The following is an 18,460-nucleotide window of genomic DNA, read 5'->3' as shown; positions in this document are numbered from 1 at the left end:
GATTTAACGGTGGTCGACACGGCGGACAAACTTATCGCCAATCGATTGAATAATTTGTACTAAGACAATCAACATCACCACGGTGACCGTCATGATGCCTAAGTCGTAGCGATGAAAGCCGTAACGAATAGCGACATCGCCCAATCCACCGCCGCCAACGGTTCCGGCCATGGCAGAGTAACTTACTAGAGTGACCATAGTGATGGTGACTGAGTTGACAATCGTTGGTAGCGCTTCAGGAAGCAACACTTTACGAATAATTTGGATCGGCGTAGCCCCCATTGATTGCGCAGCTTCGACCAAACCAGTGGGCACTTCCAGCAATGCACTTTCAATTAAACGAGCGACAAATGGAATTGCGCCAATCGTCAGCGGAACAATAGCCGCAGTGGTACCAATAAACGTACCGACAAGCAGTTTTGTCACCGGAATAATGGCCACCATAAGCACCAAAAATGGCACAGAGCGACCAATGTTGACGATGGCACCAAGAATGCGGTTCAGCTGAGTGTTTTCGAGAAGGCCGCCTTTTTTGGTGGTATGTAAAATAACCCCTAGTGGAATACCAACCACGAAACCGACGATGCCCGCGACAGCGACCATGTAGAGTGTTTGCCAGGTTGCCATCAGTAGAAGATCGCCATTCAGGTTTAACCAAGCGGTGATGGTGTTAAAGGACATAACCAAGTACCTCTACTTTTACGTTGTTTTCGCGAAGAAATTCAAGAGCAGCCGTATCATCCGACTCATTACCAAACAGTTCAGCGACCATCATGCCGAATTTAACGCCACCAGCGTAATCAAGGTCAGAACTTAATATACTGACATCAATATTAAATTTACGGGCAATTTGTGTCATCAAGGGAGCATCAACCGTTGCGCCTGTAAACTCTAATCGCACCAGCGGGTAGCTACCTTTTACGCGAGTGGCTTGCAGGCGAGCTTGGTAATCTTCCGGAATTGATAAATCGAGCGTTGAGCGAATAAATTGATGAGCCAAGGCGGTTTTAGGGTGAGCAAAAATCTCGCCAACTGTGCCTTTTTCAACCAGTTCACCGTCGCCAATAATCGCCACTTCGTGGCAAATACTTTTTACCACATCCATTTCGTGAGTAATTAGCAAAATGGTGATATTGAGTGTGCGGTTGATCTCTTTCAATAGCTCTAAAATCGATTGAGTCGTCGCAGGATCAAGCGCACTGGTGGCTTCGTCACACAGCAATACTTTGGGATCAGAGGCGAGTGCTCGCGCTATTGCAACACGTTGCTTTTGACCACCACTCAGATTTGCAGGATAAGTTTCGCGCTTATCCGTCAGGCCGACCAGTTGCAACAGCTCTGACACTTTCTTTTCAATGCTATTTTTTTCGACACCAGCCAGCTCAAGTGGCAGAGCAATGTTGCCAAATACTGTACGTGATGAAAGCAAATTGAAGTGTTGAAAGATCATGCCAATGTTGCGACGAGCTTGGCTGAGTTCTGATTTGCTCAGTTGAGTTAAATCAACGCCATCAACCACAACCGAACCTGTTGTTGGAGCTTCCAGCATGTTGACACAGCGAATCAGCGTACTTTTCCCTGCACCTGACGAGCCAATTACACCAAAAATAGTGCCTTGCTTAATGTGAAGATTAATCTCTTTCAAAGCATGAATTTCCTTATTGCCTTGATAGAAAACTTTATTTACTTGATTAATTTGAATCATCGGAAAACCTGTGCAGGGATAACAGAATAAAATGTTGAACTCTCTCTCACTTGTTGGACGATGCTATGGCTTAACTTGATTTAAGTCAATAGATATTTTTACGTCTAGACGTCTAAACGCTTTGGTGAATTAGGTAGTGATGAAAAAAATAAAGCGTGTAATAATCATCATATCTGGCGTGATATGAGAGAGTTATTTTGGCTAAACCTGCAGTGTTTTTAGATCGCGATGGTGTGATCAACGTTGACCATGGTTATGTTCATGATGAGCATGATTTTGAGTTTATTGATGGTGTATTTGAAGCCACTAAGAAGTTTCAAGACATGGGGTATTTGCTGGTTTTGGTGACCAACCAATCAGGTATCGCTCGTGGGAAATTTAGTGAAGAGCGCTTTTTATCTTTAACGCAATGGATGGACTGGAATTTTGCCGATCACGGTGTCGAGTTTGATGGTATTTATTACTGCCCGCACCATGCTGAGCACGGTGAAGGTAAGTATAAAGAAGAGTGTGATTGCCGCAAACCCAAGCCTGGTATGTTTATCTCCGCACGGGACTTTCTTGATATCGATATGGAAAAATCCGTGATGATAGGCGATAAAGCTGAAGATATGATGGCTGCACAAGCCGCAGGTGTTGGTACTCGTGTGTTAGTGCGTACGGGTAAGCCAGTTACTGAGCAGGGTGAATTACTCGCCACCGTGGTACTTGATAGTATTCGCGATGTCCCTGCTTTTCTTGCACCGTAAAAATTCCCCCCTTTGTGGAAGGCAATATGAATAAATCATTTCTTTTTGTTGGATTCAGTGTTGGTTTTTTAGCAGCATGCTCACCACATTACGCGAACGATTCGCGCGTTGAAAGTGAGAACCTGTTCCAGCATTATCAATGCCGTTCTGGTGAGCATTTTGATGTTGCGTATATTGAGCAACAGTCAGCCGTTCTCCGTATTGCCGATCGCGAATATACATTAATACAAATTCCAGCCGCCTCTGGCGCAAAGTATGTGATCGACGATAGCGAGCAAACTCAGCCTCAAACCGTGCTTTTACATACGAAAGGCGATGAGGCTTTGCTCGAAGTGGGATCAACGACTTATCAAGGCTGTACCACTCAATAATTCATTTAAGATAAGCGCATGCTATCTTCCATTTTTATTTACGCTATAGGTTCGCATGAGCAGAAAACTGACTATCTTGGATATTGCAAAACTGTCTGGTGTTGGTAAATCGACGGTTTCTCGTGTATTGACGAACGACCCAAAAGTGAAGCCTGAAACACGAGCAAAAGTGGAACGCGTTATCCAAGATTCTGGGTATGTGCCACTGAAATCGGCTCAGTTAATGCGTGGTGGCAGTGAAAAAGTGATTGGCGTGATTATCTCACGCCTTGAGTCACCGTCTGAAAACCGTGCCGTGGGGCGAATGCTACAGGTGTTGTATCAAAATGGGTACGATGTGGTGATTATGGAAAGCCAGTTTGATCGCACTAAAACGAACGAGCACCTTGAGGTTTTACATAAGCGTAATGTGGATGGTGTAATTGTATTTGGTTTTACCGATCTCGATATCACACAGCTCAACCTATGGGCATCGCGAGCGGTTGTGATTGCGATGGATGCCGATAAAGTCTCATCGATTAACTATGACAATTATGGTGTTATTCAAGGCGCGCTTGCTCATTTGACTGAGCAAAATCGAACCAATATAGCCTACATTGGAGTTGATCCTAGCGATAAAACGACAGGTAAATTACGTTTAGATTCGTACTTAGATTGGTGTAAGCAAAGCGGGTGCATTCCTAACTATCGTACTGGACGTTTGCATCATGAAAGTGCCTATCAACTGGTTGATGATGTGCTGAATGAGCAGACTCAAGCGATTGTGTGTGCCAGTGATACTCTGGCGCTTGGCGTGATTAAACGTCTCCAAGAATTGGGCCGAGATGATATTGCCGTCACTGGTGTGGGTGGTAATGAGCTGTTCTCTTTTCTTTTTCCTAATATTTACAGCATTGATCCTGGTTATGCTCAAGCAGGAGAAAAAGCTGCTAATCTTTTGATTTTACAATTAAATTCTGATATGGAACCTGCGCACATCACTCAACAGCCGCTGACAATATAACTCCTTATTTCTTAAAGTGAATTACAATTAGTCTGTGATCTTATTCAATTAATGGGATTGTTCCCATTTTTACCTTTTATTATTTATGTCAATATTGCATTTGTATCTGGGAATGTTCCCATTGAAAAAGAAAAACAGACAGTATTCCAATATAGGGTGGACAAAAGTATGGCCAAGATAGCGAAGCAAGACGTGATACGTCTTATCGAGCTGGTAGGTGGTAAAGAGAACATCGCCAGTGTGAGTCATTGTTTGACTCGTTTACGTTTTGTTCTAAATGATACAGACAAGGCGGATAAAAAAGGGCTAGAACAGCTGAGCATGGTTAAAGGGTGTTTTACCAATGCTGGGCAGTTTCAAGTTGTGATTGGTACTGAGGTGGACGAAGTTTACGCCATCTTAATCGGGCTTTCAGGCAAAGAAGCCGTTTCTAAAGATGAAGCGAAGAAAGCCGCTCGCCAAAACATGAATTTTTTAGAACGTGGCATTTCGCATCTTGCGGAAATCTTTGTTCCTTTGCTGCCAGCGATCATCACTGGCGGTTTAATCCTCGGTTTTCGTAATGTCATTGGCGACATTCGTATGTTCGATGGCAAAACCTTGGTTGAAATTAGCCAATTTTGGGCCACGGTTCATTCTTTCTTATGGTTAATTGGCGAGGCTATTTTCTTCTTCCTACCGGTTGGTGTTTGTTGGTCAACGGTGAAAAAGTTGGGTGGAACACCGATACTAGGTATTACTTTGGGTGTGACTCTGGTTTCGCCTCAATTAATGAATGCTTATCTGATCGGTAAGCAGATGCCCGAAGTGTGGGATTTTGGCTTGTTTGTGATAGAGAAAGTCGGCTATCAAGCTCAGGTGATTCCTGCAATGTTGGCGGGTGTTGCTCTGGCGTTTATTGAGACAAACTTAAAGCGCATCATCCCTTCTTATCTTTACCTCGTTGTTGTGCCGTTTATCTCTATCATATTGTCCGTTATTTTGGCCCACGCTTTAATTGGTCCATTTGGTCGTCGCGTATTGGGCGATGGCGTCGCGTTTGCGGCTAAAGCTGCAATGACTGGCGATTTTGCGGTTATCGGTTCAATGGTGTTCGGTTTCTTGTATGCGCCACTGGTCATTACCGGGATTCACCACACCACTAACGCGGTGGATCTGCAATTGATGCAAGAAATGGGTGGTACGCCAATTTGGCCACTGATTGCACTGTCAAATATTGCTCAAGCGTCTGCGGTCGTCGGTATCATCTTTATCAGTAAAAAACACGGTGAGCGAGACATCTCTGTTCCTGCGGCTATTTCGGCTTATTTGGGTGTGACAGAGCCAGCGATGTATGGTGTCAACTTAAAGTACAAGTTCCCAATGCTAAGCGCCATGATTGGTAGTGCTATTGCAGCCGCAATTTGTGGTAGTGCAGGGGTGATGGCGAATGGCATCGGTGTGGGTGGTTTACCAGGTATTCTTTCGATTCAACCACAATACTGGGGTATTTACGGCATCGCGATGCTGGTGGCGATGGCCGTCCCAATTCTGCTTACTCTGTTTTTATACAAACGAGCTCAAGCTAAAGGCGAGCTAGAGCCAGCAAGTGCATAACCTTTCATTCGAGTGGTGAGTTTTCACCACTCATTTTCATTTTGGTAAGTGAGTTGTCAATATGGTTATAACCAAGAGTGATAGTCAGTGGTGGAAAACTGCGACCATCTATCAGATTTATCCCAAAAGTTTTTGTGATAGCGGCAATAAAGGAACGGGAGATATCAAAGGGATCATCTCTAAACTGGATTACTTGCACCGCTTGGGAATTGATGCCATTTGGCTGACACCCATTTATTCATCTCCGATGGTTGATAACGGTTATGACATTTCGGATTATTACAGTGTCAATCCTCAATTCGGTAGCATGCAAGATTTTGATGAACTGCTGACTCAAGCTCATCAAAGAGGTATCCGTATTATTATGGATATTGTGGTTAACCACACCTCAACCGAGCACGCTTGGTTTCAGTCGGCGTTGGGTGATCAATCAAGCCCGTATCGTGACTATTATATTTGGCAAGACCCGATTAATGGTCAGGCTCCAAATAATTGGCAGTCAAAGTTTGGTGGTAGTGCATGGGCGTTAGATGACGCAACAGGGCAATATTATCTGCACCTATTTGCCAAAGAGCAGGCGGATCTAAATTGGGAAAATCCTCAAGTTCGTGAGGAAGTGAAGCAAGTGATTCGTTTTTGGGCCGAAAAAGGGGTGGATGGTTTTCGTCTCGATGTGATCAATTTAATCTCAAAAGCGCAGGATTTCAGTGATGATCACCAAGGTGATGGACGCCGTTTTTATACCGATGGCCCGCGCGTGCATGAATTTTTACAAGAGATCAGCCAAGCGGTTTTCCAACAGTACGGCAGTGTCACCGTGGGGGAAATGTCCTCAACAACGCTTGAACATTGCCAACAATATTCACGCTTGGACGGCAAAGAGTTGTCGATGGTGTTTAACTTCCACCATTTAAAAGTGGATTATCCGAACGGTGAAAAATGGACGAAAGCGCCATTTGATTTCTTGCAATTGAAGCAGATTTTCAACCATTGGCAAACGGGCTTAAATGGTAAAGGGTGGGGAGCGCTTTTTTGGTGTAACCACGACCAACCACGTATTGTGAGTCGTTTAGGGGATGATCAACGTTATCGTGTTGAGTCGGCAAAAATGTTGGCCGCATCGATTCATATGATGCAAGGCACGCCTTATGTTTATCAAGGCGAAGAAATTGGCATGACCAATCCCGGCTACACCGCTATTGAACAGTACCGAGATGTGGAAAGTACTAACATTTACGACATCATGGTGAACCAGCAAGGGGTAAGTCATGAAGCCATGATGGCCATTCTTGCACAAAAATCCCGTGACAATTCTCGCACGCCAATGCAGTGGAATGCAGAGCGCTTTGCTGGTTTTAGCCAAGGTAAGCCTTGGTTAGATATCGCAGAAAACTATCAAGAATTGAATGCGCAATGCGCGTTAGCTGATGAGCAATCGGTTTTCTATTTCTACCAAGAATTGATAGCGCTGCGCAAAAAAATAGGAGTGATTACCGATGGTGATTACACCGATTTGCTACCCGATCATAAAGAGATTTTTGCCTACCAGCGACGCAACGCGAAACAGGTGCTGATCTGTATCAATAACTATTATGGCGTTGACACCGAATGCGTGCTGCCAAAAGAGTTACCGATTGAGAAAGCAAAATACCTGTTAGGCAACTATACAGATATAAAACCACTCAAAGTTTTGGAACATCAAGTGCTTCGTCCGTATGAAACACGCGTAATTTTGTTCGATTTAGTATCCTGATTGAGTCCTACCCCTATAGGTTCAGTCATTTTTCAGCCCCGAATTTTCGGGGCTTTTTTATCGACTCTGTTTATGAGTCACGGCCCAATGGTACTTTCTTCGTACTCTTATTGATTCAACGCAGTAGGCTCTGCTGTTGATGATTTGTTTAATGTTTTAACAACACCACAACTTTGTTGCTTGGTCACAATTAGTCACACAAAGATGAAACACAATCCGCTATAGTTTGCGTTCTTAGCAAACGGATGTGAAACACAATGAACAGTACTCTCTCCCCCTCTTATCGAGTGGTTCTCGTTGAAGACGATTTAGAACTCTCGGAACTGATCAAAGACTTTCTCAACCACTATGAATTTTGTGTCTCAACGGTTGCGGATGGGATTCAAGCCGTTGATCGGATTTTGGATGAGCAACCTGATTTAGTCATTCTGGATATTATGCTACCAGGGCAAAGTGGTATGGATGTCTGCCGCGCTGTCCGAGATCAATACCACGGTATGATCTTAATGCAAACGGCGTTAGACGACGATATTGATCAGGTGATGGGGCTGGAACTGGGTGCCGATGACTATGTTGTTAAGCAGGTTAAGCCCCGTTTGTTGCTGTCACGTATTCGAGCTTTACTTCGGAGGCAAGCAAGAGGAAGTCAAAGTGACAAATACGAATTGTGCATAGGTAACTTGTGGATGAATTTACAGCATCGAGCGGTATTACTTGAGCAGCAGCCCATAAAACTCACGACCAGCGAGTTTGAGCTTTTGTATCTACTCGCCCAACATGTCGGCACCATTGTCACGAGAGATGATATCGCTCAGCATGTGCGTGGTTTTGAATATGATGGTTTAGATCGCTCAATTGATCGTCGTATATCACGCTTGCGGCGTGCGCTCGGAGATGATCCTAATGAACCTAAGTTGATAAAAACGGTTCGAGGTAAAGGATATCAGCTCTGCGCTGTATCGGAAGGGAAGTGGTCATGATTCGATCTTTTTGGGTACTCTGGGTAGCTGTGTTTCTGCCGATCTTATTACTCAGTATTCCCACGCAATTTAATCCGATCCCATATCTTAGCCGCAGTATCTCTGAAGAATTTTATAAGCCTGTCTATCAGAGTAACTTTACGTTTCTATCTGAAAAATTACGTCAAGTGCCTCAAGCTGAGTGGACAACGATTATTGATGGCTATGCTAAGCATTTCAGTTACCCACTTCGATTAGAGGCATTAGACCGTTACCACGCCTCCCCAGAAGTTTATCAAGCGTTGCAAAAAGGCGAGATCATTTTTCAAGATGGTGATCCTATGGCACTTTTGCAAAGAGTGTTGAAGAGTGACAAAGTGCTCTATTTCGCGATCAATGAACCGAGAGAGCTCGCTGCGCTTAACCAGTCCAGAGGCACATTATACCTCGCGGTAGAAGATCTCCGTAGCCAACCCCGTACTCAATGGCAAACTAGTATTGCTGAGCAAAATAGCCGAATACCTTTAGAGTTGAGTCTATTGCAAGAGCAAGATTTGTCATCCATCGAGCGAAGTAAATTGTTGGCTGATGAAGAGCAGATGACCAGTTATATCAATCAACAAGGCAGCATGATCTTATTGGCTGCGGTGGATGAGAATACGTGGTTACGCGTCGAGGACAATATTTCCTACCAAACCCAATTAAAGCTCACTACGGCTATCGGCGGTTTCTTTTTTTTAGCCATTTCTGTGGCCTTAGTTATGTGGATTTATCCTTTATGGCGAGATCTGAAACGTCTGGTAAAAACGGCGAATGAATTTGGCCAAGGAGTATTATCTCGTAGAGCGACGACATCTCGGCTGTCCGTGGTCTCTCAGCTCAGTCATTCTTTTAATAACATGGCAAATAACATCGAAAAGCTGATTGCCAGCCAAAGAACCTTAACCAACGCCGTGGCGCATGATTTACGAACACCGCTCTACCGTTTACGCTTTGCATTTGAAATGCTTGAGGATGAAGACATTGCCTTAAGCCAGAAAGAAAAATACCGCCAAGTGATTCACTCCAGTATTGAAGATCTCGATCATTTGATTAACCAGACACTTGTTTTGTCGCGCTATAACCGCATCACGGATATTCGCCATTTTTCTTATTGCCACTTTGCCGACAATTTGGTTGCAGAAGCGGAGCATTTCCAGCTTGAAAACCCGCAACTCACATTGCGTGTCAGCGTGTTGGATTCGTTGCGACAGCAAACGATATTTGTCGATAATCGAGCTTTATTGCGGGCCGTTAAAAACTTGCTGAGTAATGCCGCGCGATTTGCGCAGCAAGAGATCCATCTCTCGTTGAACGAATCTGATGGGCAACTTTTTTTGGTGGTCGAAGACGATGGCCCCGGTATTGCGCCAGATGATATTGAACGTATTTTTGAGCCCTTTACTCAAGTGAATAATCAAGAGCGTAATAGTGAAAAAGGCCATGGTCTTGGGCTGGCGATTGTCAAACAGATCACTCGTTGGCATCAAGGCAAGGTTAGAGTAAAAGTAAATGGTTCAGCATTAGGGGGCGCATGTTTTGAACTGCAATGGCCGAAACAGATTTCTTTACCTAATGTGACCAAACTGGATACAAATGGTCAATAAACTGCTGACGATTTATTTGTATTGGGAATGCTACCTTGAATGGGTCGGTGAATCAGACCGCTCACAAGGAGTAAGCATGAATACCAAACTATTAGCGCTGTTTTTAAGCGGCGTATTTTTCTCATCCACCAGTGCCACTAAACCGATGGAATGGATCTCAGCCTTCAGCGATGGGGTTCGCTTAAATGACCAGCTCAGCCAAACCAATGCGCAATCGAATGTGATGATGGATTACGCGCAACAAGATGCTGCAATGTATTTGGACGGTAGTGAAGTCGCCTTTCTTTCCATCAGTACCAGTTACCTCTTCTAATGCTTAATCACAGGAAAATATTATGTTTAAGTTAAACCAGTTGTTCGTGATCCTGAGTGTGCTCGCACTTATCGTGGGATGTAAAGCCGATGATTTGAAAGATGCGGATAAGCTGACTAAGCCTACGGTTAATGCTGGTGCTGATCAGATGTTAATACTGCCAGTAAATAGTATTACGTTGAGCGGAACGGCGAAATCTGAGTTATCAATATATGAAATTAAAACGAAGTCTTGGCGTCAAGTTTCTGGGCCTCAATCGCTTACTTTGATCAATGCAGATTCTCTGAAAGCAACGGCGTTTTATCCTACGATTGCTGGCACGTATATTTTTGAATTATCAGTCAAAGACAGTGGTGGAAGAAGCAACAGTGACCAAATGCAGGTGATCATTCAGGCGGCCGCGCAAAGCATGCAGCGAGCCTATATGCAGCAGGTTGATGTCGTTGCTTGGCAGTATGCTGATAGGAACCAAGGCATGCTGATCTTTAGTGATTTAGATTCGGTTTCTTTAACCGAAGTGGACACTCAATTAGAGCATGCGCTGGCCTCACTCAATAGCGCTGCTGAGTTTGAGCTGAATTTTGCCGCCAATGCTGGGGGAAATATACAAACGGCTTTGTTGTTATTAAATGCCCTTTCTGCTCAAGGAGTTCCGATTTGTTTAAGTGAAAGTTCATCTTGCCACTCTTTGGAACAAGGGTTTTTATTGCAGACTGAACTGCCAGAGAGTATCAATTGCAGTGATGCACAAAGCTGTGTTACCGCTCTACTTCAGTATATTGAGGGTTAACTAGACTACTTAGTGACGTCAGTTTATAGAGCTATGATGTAAAGAAACGAAAAAGCCAGCTCGAAAGCTGGCTTTTTATCGTTCTCAATCGAGAAAATATGGTGGAGGGGGACGGATTCGAACCATCGAAGGCGGAGCCGGCAGATTTACAGTCTGCTCCCTTTGGCCACTCGGGAACCCCTCCGGGTGTTTTCCTATTCTAAAAATAGGCTTGAATGATGTTTTCCCAACGTATCAATCAAGGTTTCTCTTACGAGAGAATATGGTGGAGGGGGACGGATTCGAACCATCGAAGGCGGAGCCGGCAGATTTACAGTCTGCTCCCTTTGGCCACTCGGGAACCCCTCCGGGTATTTCCCTATTCTAAAAATAGGCTTGAATGATGTTTTCCCAACGTATCAGTCAAGGTTTCTCTTACGAGAGAATATGGTGGAGGGGGACGGATTCGAACCATCGAAGGCGGAGCCGGCAGATTTACAGTCTGCTCCCTTTGGCCACTCGGGAACCCCTCCGGGTGTTTTCCTATTCTAAAAATAGGCTTGAATGATGTTTTCCCAACGTATCAATCAAGGTTTCTCTTGCGAGAGAATATGGTGGAGGGGGACGGATTCGAACCATCGAAGGCGGAGCCAGCAGATTTACAGTCTGCTCCCTTTGGCCACTCGGGAACCCCTCCAGAGGGTTTTCATACAATGTGATTTATAGTGCTTATAAGGACACTATTGGCTCACAGTATGCTTAAACAACGTTTTCCCAACGCATTGCTCAAGTGCGGAGCGCATGATAGCAAACTCGCTCTCTCTGTAAAGCCTTTTTCTTATGATTTTGAATTGAATGCTGCCTTTTTGGGCAAAGGGGTGAGGAATGGATAGTTTTGCTCTATTTATACCCTTCCCACTTGAAGCTGCAGCGGTGTTGGCTACGTTCGCTCACCTCAATCACATAGTTTATCTATGCTCATGGGGATGAACTTACTTGCCGCCTACCTGCAACTTCAAGTTGTTTGGGTATAGCCTGTGTGTGACGCCTAAAAAACAGCTGGAGGAGGCTAAGTTATGACGCACGTTACAGATATTTAATAAGATTTACACTCCTTGACGTTCGAGCGTCGTATAAGCAGTTACAATTCAATCAGTCTATTTATTGTTGAATAAAAACTATGAAAAACACGTCTATTCTTTCGTTAATGTTGGTTACCTTGCTTACCACACCGTTAAGTGCGTTCGCTGCGCAAGCACCACAAGCCGTTGCGGTGGTCGCAGAGCGTGTGGCAACTCATCAAGTGTCTCAGTCTCTTTCACTGATTGGTAAATTAGAAGCTGAACGAGCAGTGGAGATCTCATCTGAAGTTTCGGGAAAGGTCAGCCATATTGCGATTAAAGCCAATCAAGAGGTCAAGAAAGGTCAGCTCTTAATTCAGCTTAATGATGATAAAGCCAAAGCCGCACTTTCAGAGGCTCAAGCCTATTTGAACGATGAACAGCGTAAGTTGAAAGAGTTTGAACGTTTGGTCAAACGGAACGCCATTACCCAAACGGAAATCGATGCGCAAAAAGCGAGTGTTGATATTGCTCAAGCACGTTTAGATGCAGCAAACGCAAATTTAAACGATCTGCGCATTAGCGCGCCATTTAATGGCACCGTTGGTTTTATTGATTTTAGTTTGGGCAAAATGGTCAGTGCAGGGACGGAATTGCTGACTTTAGATGACCTATCGGTGATGCAACTCGATATCCAAGTGCCAGAGCGTTACCTTTCGTTAATCAGTAAAGGTATGACGGTGACGGCGAAGAGTAATGCTTGGGCAAAAAACGAGTTTACCGGCAAAGTTGTGGGTATTGATTCTCGCATTAACCGTGAAACCTTGAATTTGCGTGTCCGTATTCATTTCGATAACCAAGATGGCAAGCTAAAACCCGGGATGTTGCTTTCTACTAAGTTGAATTTCCCAGCGATTGAAGCGCCCATTATCCCCGTTCAAGCACTCGAATATTCAGGCACTAAACGCTATGTCTATGTGATTGATAGCAATAATAAAGTAATACGCACGGAAGTTTGGCTTGGCGCGCGGATCGACAATCAAGTGGTGATTGATAAAGGTTTAGCCATTGGCGATAAGATTGTGGTGCAAGGCATCGTGAATATGAGAAACGGCATTGTCGTTACTGAAGTCAATGTGGATGGCTCGCCGATACAAAAGGATGACAAATAATGTGGTTATCCGATGTTTCAGTGAAGCGCCCTGTGGCGGCGGTGGTATTAAGCTTACTGTTGTGCGTTTTTGGTCTAGTGTCATTTTCTAAGCTTTCGGTCCGGGAAATGCCCGATATTGAAAGCCCGGTGGTTTCAATCAGTACTCGCTATGCAGGGGCTTCAGCTACCATCATTGAAAGCCAAATCACTTCTGTATTGGAAGATCAACTGGCAGGCATTAGCGGGATTGATGAAATTGAATCCACCACGCGTAATGGCATGTCACGGATTACTGTTACATTTGAACTGGGTTACGATCTCAATACTGGTGTGAGCGATATCCGCGACGCCGTTGCGAGAGCGCAGCGCTCATTACCCGATGAAGCAGATGATCCAACCGTATTCAAAAATAATGGCTCTGGTGAAGCTTCTTTGTACATTAATCTCAGTTCTTCAGAGATGGATCGAACCCAACTGACCGATTATATCGAACGAGCTTTGATTGACCGCTTTAGTTTAATCTCTGGCGTCAGTTCTGTGGATGTGTCTGGTGGTCTTTATAAGGTGATGTATGTCAAGCTCAAGCCGAATCTGATGGCTGGGCGTGGTGTCACGACTTCTGATATATCAAGTGCATTGCGCAGTGAAAATATTGAAAGCCCGGGCGGGGAAGTGCGTAACGATTCGACAGTAATGTCGGTGCGTACCGACCGAGCGTACAAAACGGCTCAAGATTTTGACTATTTGGTGGTTAAGCGCGCAAGTGACAATTCGCCGATTTACTTAAAAGATGTCGCGGATGTCTTCATCGGCGCTGAGAACGAAAACTCAACCTTCAAAAGCGACGGTGTGGTTAATGTGAGCATGGGCATTGTGCCACAGTCAGATGCTAACCCCTTGGATGTGGCGCAGCGTGTCCATCAAGAAGTCGATAATATTCAGCAGTTTCTACCCAAAGGAACGCGCTTGGCCATTGACTACGACTCGACCGTCTTTATTGATCGCTCAATTTCGGAAGTGTATAGCACACTGTTTATCACGGGTGGTTTAGTGATTTTGGTACTGTACATTTTTATCGGCCAAGTTCGGGCAACGCTAATCCCAGCCGTTACTGTGCCAGTATCATTGATCTCTTCTTTTATTGCCGCTTACTATTTCGGATTCTCCATTAACCTTATCACCTTGATGGCGCTGATTCTTTCCATCGGTTTGGTTGTTGATGATGCGATTGTGGTGGTGGAAAATATATTTCATCACATAGAACAGGGAGAGAAGCCACTGCTGGCGGCTTATAAAGGGACGCGCGAAGTCGGCTTTGCCGTGATTGCCACCACATTGGTATTAGTGATGGTCTTTTTACCGATCTCTTTTATGGACGGTATGGTCGGCCTGTTGTTCACCGAGTTCTCTGTACTTTTGGCCATGTCGGTTCTCTTTTCATCGCTAATAGCGTTAACTTTAACGCCCGTTCTCGGTAGTAAGATTTTAAAGGTCAATGTCAAACCAAACCGTTTTAATCGCTTTGTTGATCGTGTTTTTGGCCGTTTAGAAGCGAGTTACAAATCCTCTTTACGTTTTGCTATCAGTTGGAAATGGGCTGCACCGCTCGTCATCCTTACATGCGTTGGTGGCAGTTATTTTCTGATGCAGAAAGTGCCTTCTCAGCTCACGCCTTCAGAAGATCGCGGCGTTATTTTTGCCTTTGTGCGCGGAGCGGATGCGACCAGTTATAACCGGATGTCGGCCAATATGGATCTTGTTGAGCAGCGGTTAATGCCCTTGGTTGGCAAAGGTTTTCTCAAGTCGTTTAGTATTCAATCGCCCGCGTTCGGTGGGCAAGCGGGTGATCAGACGGGTTTTGTTATCATGATTTTGGATGACTGGAACGAACGAAGCATCACCGCTCAACAAGCATTAGGGCAGGTAAAAAAAGCGCTAACGGGAATTCCCGATGTACGAGTTATGCCCTTTATGCCCGGCTTTCGTGGTGGCTCTAACGAGCCTGTTCAGTTTGTGTTGGGTGGGTCAGACTATCCTGAACTAAAAAAATGGGCTGAATTGTTAAAAACGGAAGCTGAAAGTTCCCCCTTTATGGAAGGTGCTGACACCAATTATTCCGAAAAGACACCTGAACTGGTGGTGACGATTGATAGGCAGCGTGCCGCGGAATTGGGGATCAGTGTCGCGGATATTTCAGATACGTTAGAAGTGATGCTCGGCGGGAAGAGTGAAACCAGCTTTGTTGAGCGTGGCGAAGAGTATGATGTTTATCTCCGTGGGGACGAAAATAGCTTCAATAACGCCTCCGATTTAAGCCAGATCTACATGAGAACCGCATCCGGTGAGCTTGTTACACTGGATGCACTTGCGAAAGTGGAAGAAGTGGCATCATCAATCCGCTTGTCTCATTACAATAAGCAAAAGGCGATCACGGTTACTGCAAATTTATCGGCTGGTTACACGTTGGGCGAAGCGCTTGATTTTCTAGATCAGAAAGCCATTGAAACGCTACCTAGTGATATTTCCATTAGTTACTCAGGTGAGTCAAAAGATTTTAAAGAAAACCAATCGAGCGTAGCCATTGTATTTGCGTTAGCGCTGCTTGTCGCTTATTTGGTACTAGCCGCCCAATTTGAAAGTTTTATCAACCCGTTAGTGGTGATGTTGACGGTGCCGATGGGTGTGTTTGGCGGCTTTCTTGGTCTATCAATTATGGGACAAGGTATCAACATCTATAGCCAAATTGGGATGATTATGCTGATCGGTATGGTGACCAAAAATGGCATTTTGATCGTTGAATTTGCCAACCAGCTGCGTGACCGAGGGGTTGAGTTTGAAAAAGCAATTATTGATGCTTCAGCAAGGCGCTTACGGCCAATCATGATGACCGCCTTTACTACTTTAGCAGGTTCCATCCCATTAATTATCTCGACAGGAGCAGGCTATGAAAGCCGAGTTGCGGTGGGTACAGTGATTTTCTTCGGTATGGGTTTTGCCACTTTAGTCACTCTGTTTGTTATCCCTGCTATGTATCGTTTGGTCTCGGCATCAACACGCTCTCCAGGTCATGTTGAAGCTGAACTTAATCAAGAACTGCTGCATGATGTTAAAACCAGAAGTGTTCACTGATTAACGTATCAAGAGCCTGCGCCCTGCAGGCTCTTCTTTGTTCATCGTTCACACCTATTCCATTCACCGTTATCTATGCCCATTAGATGAAATCACATGCGGCCGGCTTATCACATCAAGTTATTTGAATATACAAGCGAGATATCAAATGGTTAATGCCATTTTCGATAATCCATCAAAATAGCCAGTTCATTTTTCCTATTTAAATCTTAGGTATTAATTATAGATAGACTCAATTTTGAGACACCCATTGCAATGCGCCTTGCGATACTCTATCCACCTCTTTAATACAGAGACAAAATGAAGTGAATGCATCAGTAATGGCCATGGAAAATAAAAAACTCTCTATCCTCATCGTATGCATGGGAAATATATGCCGTTCACCGCTTTCTGAAGCTGTTTTGAGCCAAAAAGCGCAACAACATGGAATTAATTTATTTGTTGAAAGCGCTGGTACTGTGAATTATCAAGTGGGCCGAAAACCAGATCCCAAAGCAATATCTGTCGCTGAGCAGCGTGGCTATTCAATGTCAAATTTAAGAGCAAGGCAGGTTTGTTCTGAGGATTTCGAAAAATTTGATCTTATTTTTGCCTTAGATAAAGCTAACTTAGCGGATCTGATTGACATTTGTCCTGCTAGACATAAAGAGAAACTTTCACTGTTTCTATCGCATAGTCACATCGGTGTCACGGAAATCCCTGATCCTTACAAAGGAAATATTCATATGTTTGAACGGGTTTTGGAACTGATAGAGAGCGGGGCCCAAGGGATCATCGAACATATATCTAAACAATATCAATTAAAGGAAAGTGCAATGAAACTTTGTGTGTAACACATAGAAAGTTTTATATGACTTTTTGATTACCCACCCCAAAAAACAAAGCAACAGTTTGGCAATTAATTTCTACTCATAGTTTGTAGGTAGGTGATTAAATGTGGGTGGTTAATAAGTTTTCTCTTATATACATAAAGCAAAAAATGTGAAGAAAATGCGCATTCTAGAGGCGACATCTAGTGGCGGTAGCGTATTTAACCGTTGCTATTCACCATTTTTATCTACTTTTTGAAGAAATAGCGTTGAACAGTTTGTTCTTAACAGTCGTTTAGTTTAGCCCAAGGAAATAAATAAAGTGAAAAAAATACTCATTGCGTTTGGTACACGACCTGAAGCAATTAAAATGGCGCCTCTAGTTCATCAGCTTAAACAAGATAACCGCTTCGACACAAAAGTATGCGTCACTGGCCAGCACAGGGAAATGCTTGACCAGGTTTTAGAGTTGTTTGAAGTGGTGCCTGATTTTGATCTTAATATCATGGAACCAGGGCAAACACTGACGACAGTAACGACTAAAATCTTGAACGGTATGGAAACGGTTCTAAAAGACTTTCAACCAAACATTGTCTTAGTTCATGGCGATACCGCTACAACGTTTGCGACTTCACTTGCTTGTTATTATCAGCAAATTGCAGTCGGCCACGTTGAGGCTGGATTACGCACCGGCAATATTTATTCCCCTTGGCCTGAAGAAGCGAACCGCAAGCTTACGGGTGCATTGACTCACTACCATTTCGCACCAACGGCAACATCTCAACAAAATTTATTGGATGAAAATTATTGCCTCGAGAACATCCATATTACTGGGAATACCGTCATTGACGCCTTGTTTATGATCCGTAACAAGATTCACAACGAGCAAGATCTCAATGCTACGCTGGCACACCAGTTTCCGATGCTTGATAACAATAAAAAACTCATTCTTGTTACAGGCCATCGCCGTGAAAGTTTTGGTGATGGATTTGAGCGTATTTGTGAAGCCTTATCCATCACAGCAAAGCGTCACCCTGACTGTCAAATTCTTTATCCGGTACATCTTAATCCGAATGTTCAAGAGCCCGTCAATCGTCTTTTAAAAGGCATTGAAAACATTTTCTTAGTGGATCCACAACAGTATTTGCCCTTTGTCTATTTGATGGACAGAGCACACATCATCTTAACCGATTCCGGTGGTATTCAAGAAGAGGCACCATCGCTAGGGAAGCCTGTATTAGTGATGAGAGACACCACCGAACGACCTGAAGCGGTAAGCGCGGGTACGGTCAAGCTGGTTGGGACTAACACACAACTGATTTGTGAAGAGTTAGACCGGTTGCTTAGTGATGAGCGCGCTTACCAACTCATGAGTCAAGCACACAATCCATACGGTGATGGCAAAGCCTGTCAACGTATCGCCGACATTCTAGCAAGATAAGAT

General features: G+C 44.2%; 15 protein-coding genes and 4 tRNA genes. 13 read left to right on the top strand and 6 right to left on the bottom strand.

What is annotated here, in order from left to right:
• Positions 1-3: 3 nt before the first annotated feature.
• Entirely contained in the window at positions 4-681 is a 678-nt protein-coding gene (locus N5E84_RS08580) for a methionine ABC transporter permease (RefSeq protein ID WP_017044205.1), read from the bottom strand.
• On the bottom strand, positions 671-1,705 hold the full coding sequence (gene metN, locus N5E84_RS08575; protein WP_069212020.1) for a methionine ABC transporter ATP-binding protein MetN: 1,035 nt from the start codon (positions 1,703-1,705) through the stop codon (positions 671-673). The genes N5E84_RS08580 and metN overlap by 11 nt, the downstream gene beginning before the upstream one ends.
• A 197-nt stretch (positions 1,706-1,902) precedes the next feature.
• On the opposite strand from metN, the gene gmhB reads away from it, so the two are divergent.
• From gmhB to N5E84_RS08530, 9 genes are all read left to right on the top strand, one after another.
• Positions 1,903-2,454 (top strand): D-glycero-beta-D-manno-heptose 1,7-bisphosphate 7-phosphatase, encoded by a 552-nt coding sequence (gene gmhB, locus N5E84_RS08570; protein WP_013857382.1) that lies wholly within the window; start codon positions 1,903-1,905, stop codon positions 2,452-2,454.
• A gap of 26 nt (positions 2,455-2,480) precedes the next feature.
• On the top strand, positions 2,481-2,825 hold the full coding sequence (locus tag N5E84_RS08565) for an MliC family protein (RefSeq protein WP_017044208.1): 345 nt from the start codon (positions 2,481-2,483) through the stop codon (positions 2,823-2,825).
• Positions 2,826-2,880: 55 nt separating this feature from the next.
• Positions 2,881-3,828: a trehalose operon repressor TreR gene (gene treR, locus N5E84_RS08560; protein WP_019282944.1), complete on the top strand. Its 948-nt coding sequence runs from the start codon at positions 2,881-2,883 to the stop codon at positions 3,826-3,828.
• Between the two features lie 168 nt (positions 3,829-3,996).
• Positions 3,997-5,424, top strand: coding sequence for a PTS trehalose transporter subunit IIBC (gene treB / locus N5E84_RS08555; RefSeq protein WP_029388386.1), 1,428 nt, complete (start codon positions 3,997-3,999; stop codon positions 5,422-5,424).
• Between the two features lie 61 nt (positions 5,425-5,485).
• Positions 5,486-7,177: an alpha,alpha-phosphotrehalase gene (gene treC / locus N5E84_RS08550; RefSeq protein ID WP_019282942.1), complete on the top strand. Its 1,692-nt coding sequence runs from the start codon at positions 5,486-5,488 to the stop codon at positions 7,175-7,177.
• A gap of 257 nt (positions 7,178-7,434) precedes the next feature.
• Positions 7,435-8,157: a winged helix-turn-helix domain-containing protein gene (locus N5E84_RS08545; RefSeq protein ID WP_013857376.1), complete on the top strand. Its 723-nt coding sequence runs from the start codon at positions 7,435-7,437 to the stop codon at positions 8,155-8,157.
• Positions 8,148-9,782, top strand: a complete 1,635-nt coding sequence (locus N5E84_RS08540) for an ATP-binding protein (RefSeq protein WP_019282941.1) — start codon at positions 8,148-8,150, stop codon at positions 9,780-9,782. The genes N5E84_RS08545 and N5E84_RS08540 overlap by 10 nt, the downstream gene beginning before the upstream one ends.
• A 76-nt stretch (positions 9,783-9,858) precedes the next feature.
• Entirely contained in the window at positions 9,859-10,095 is a 237-nt protein-coding gene (locus tag N5E84_RS08535) for a hypothetical protein (protein ID WP_029388385.1), read from the top strand.
• Between the two features lie 22 nt (positions 10,096-10,117).
• Positions 10,118-10,885: a PKD domain-containing protein gene (locus tag N5E84_RS08530; protein WP_019282939.1), complete on the top strand. Its 768-nt coding sequence runs from the start codon at positions 10,118-10,120 to the stop codon at positions 10,883-10,885.
• Positions 10,886-10,984: 99 nt separating this feature from the next.
• Here the strand turns inward: N5E84_RS08530 and N5E84_RS08525 are convergent.
• The 4 genes from N5E84_RS08525 to N5E84_RS08510 form a co-directional block, all read right to left on the bottom strand.
• A tRNA-Tyr gene (locus tag N5E84_RS08525) sits at positions 10,985-11,069 on the bottom strand.
• A 79-nt stretch (positions 11,070-11,148) separates the two neighbouring features.
• Positions 11,149-11,233: transfer RNA gene (locus N5E84_RS08520), tRNA-Tyr, on the bottom strand.
• A 79-nt stretch (positions 11,234-11,312) separates the two neighbouring features.
• Positions 11,313-11,397 (bottom strand) — tRNA-Tyr (locus N5E84_RS08515).
• A 79-nt stretch (positions 11,398-11,476) separates the two neighbouring features.
• Positions 11,477-11,561, bottom strand: a tRNA-Tyr gene (locus N5E84_RS08510).
• A 483-nt stretch (positions 11,562-12,044) separates the two neighbouring features.
• On the opposite strand from N5E84_RS08510, the gene N5E84_RS08505 reads away from it, so the two are divergent.
• The 4 genes from N5E84_RS08505 to wecB all read left to right on the top strand — a co-directional run bounded on the left by N5E84_RS08505 (position 12,045) and on the right by wecB (position 18,457).
• Positions 12,045-13,097, top strand: a complete 1,053-nt coding sequence (locus tag N5E84_RS08505; RefSeq protein WP_019281706.1) for an efflux RND transporter periplasmic adaptor subunit — start codon at positions 12,045-12,047, stop codon at positions 13,095-13,097.
• Positions 13,097-16,207 carry a vibriobactin export RND transporter permease subunit VexH gene (vexH, locus tag N5E84_RS08500; protein WP_019281707.1) on the top strand — a complete coding sequence of 1,037 codons (3,111 nt, stop codon included), beginning with the start codon at positions 13,097-13,099 and terminating at the stop codon, positions 16,205-16,207. Before N5E84_RS08505 ends, vexH begins: the two co-directional genes overlap by 1 nt.
• A gap of 305 nt (positions 16,208-16,512) precedes the next feature.
• On the top strand, positions 16,513-17,040 hold the full coding sequence (locus N5E84_RS08495; RefSeq protein WP_019281708.1) for a low molecular weight protein-tyrosine-phosphatase: 528 nt from the start codon (positions 16,513-16,515) through the stop codon (positions 17,038-17,040).
• A 298-nt stretch (positions 17,041-17,338) separates the two neighbouring features.
• Positions 17,339-18,457 (top strand): non-hydrolyzing UDP-N-acetylglucosamine 2-epimerase, encoded by a 1,119-nt coding sequence (gene wecB, locus N5E84_RS08490; protein ID WP_081245367.1) that lies wholly within the window; start codon positions 17,339-17,341, stop codon positions 18,455-18,457.
• Positions 18,458-18,460 lie beyond the last annotated feature (3 nt).

The organism is Vibrio sp. J502 (genome assembly GCF_025397955.1).
Classification (GTDB): domain Bacteria; phylum Pseudomonadota; class Gammaproteobacteria; order Enterobacterales; family Vibrionaceae; genus Vibrio; species Vibrio anguillarum.
This window is presented reverse-complemented; position numbering and strand designations above follow the sequence as displayed.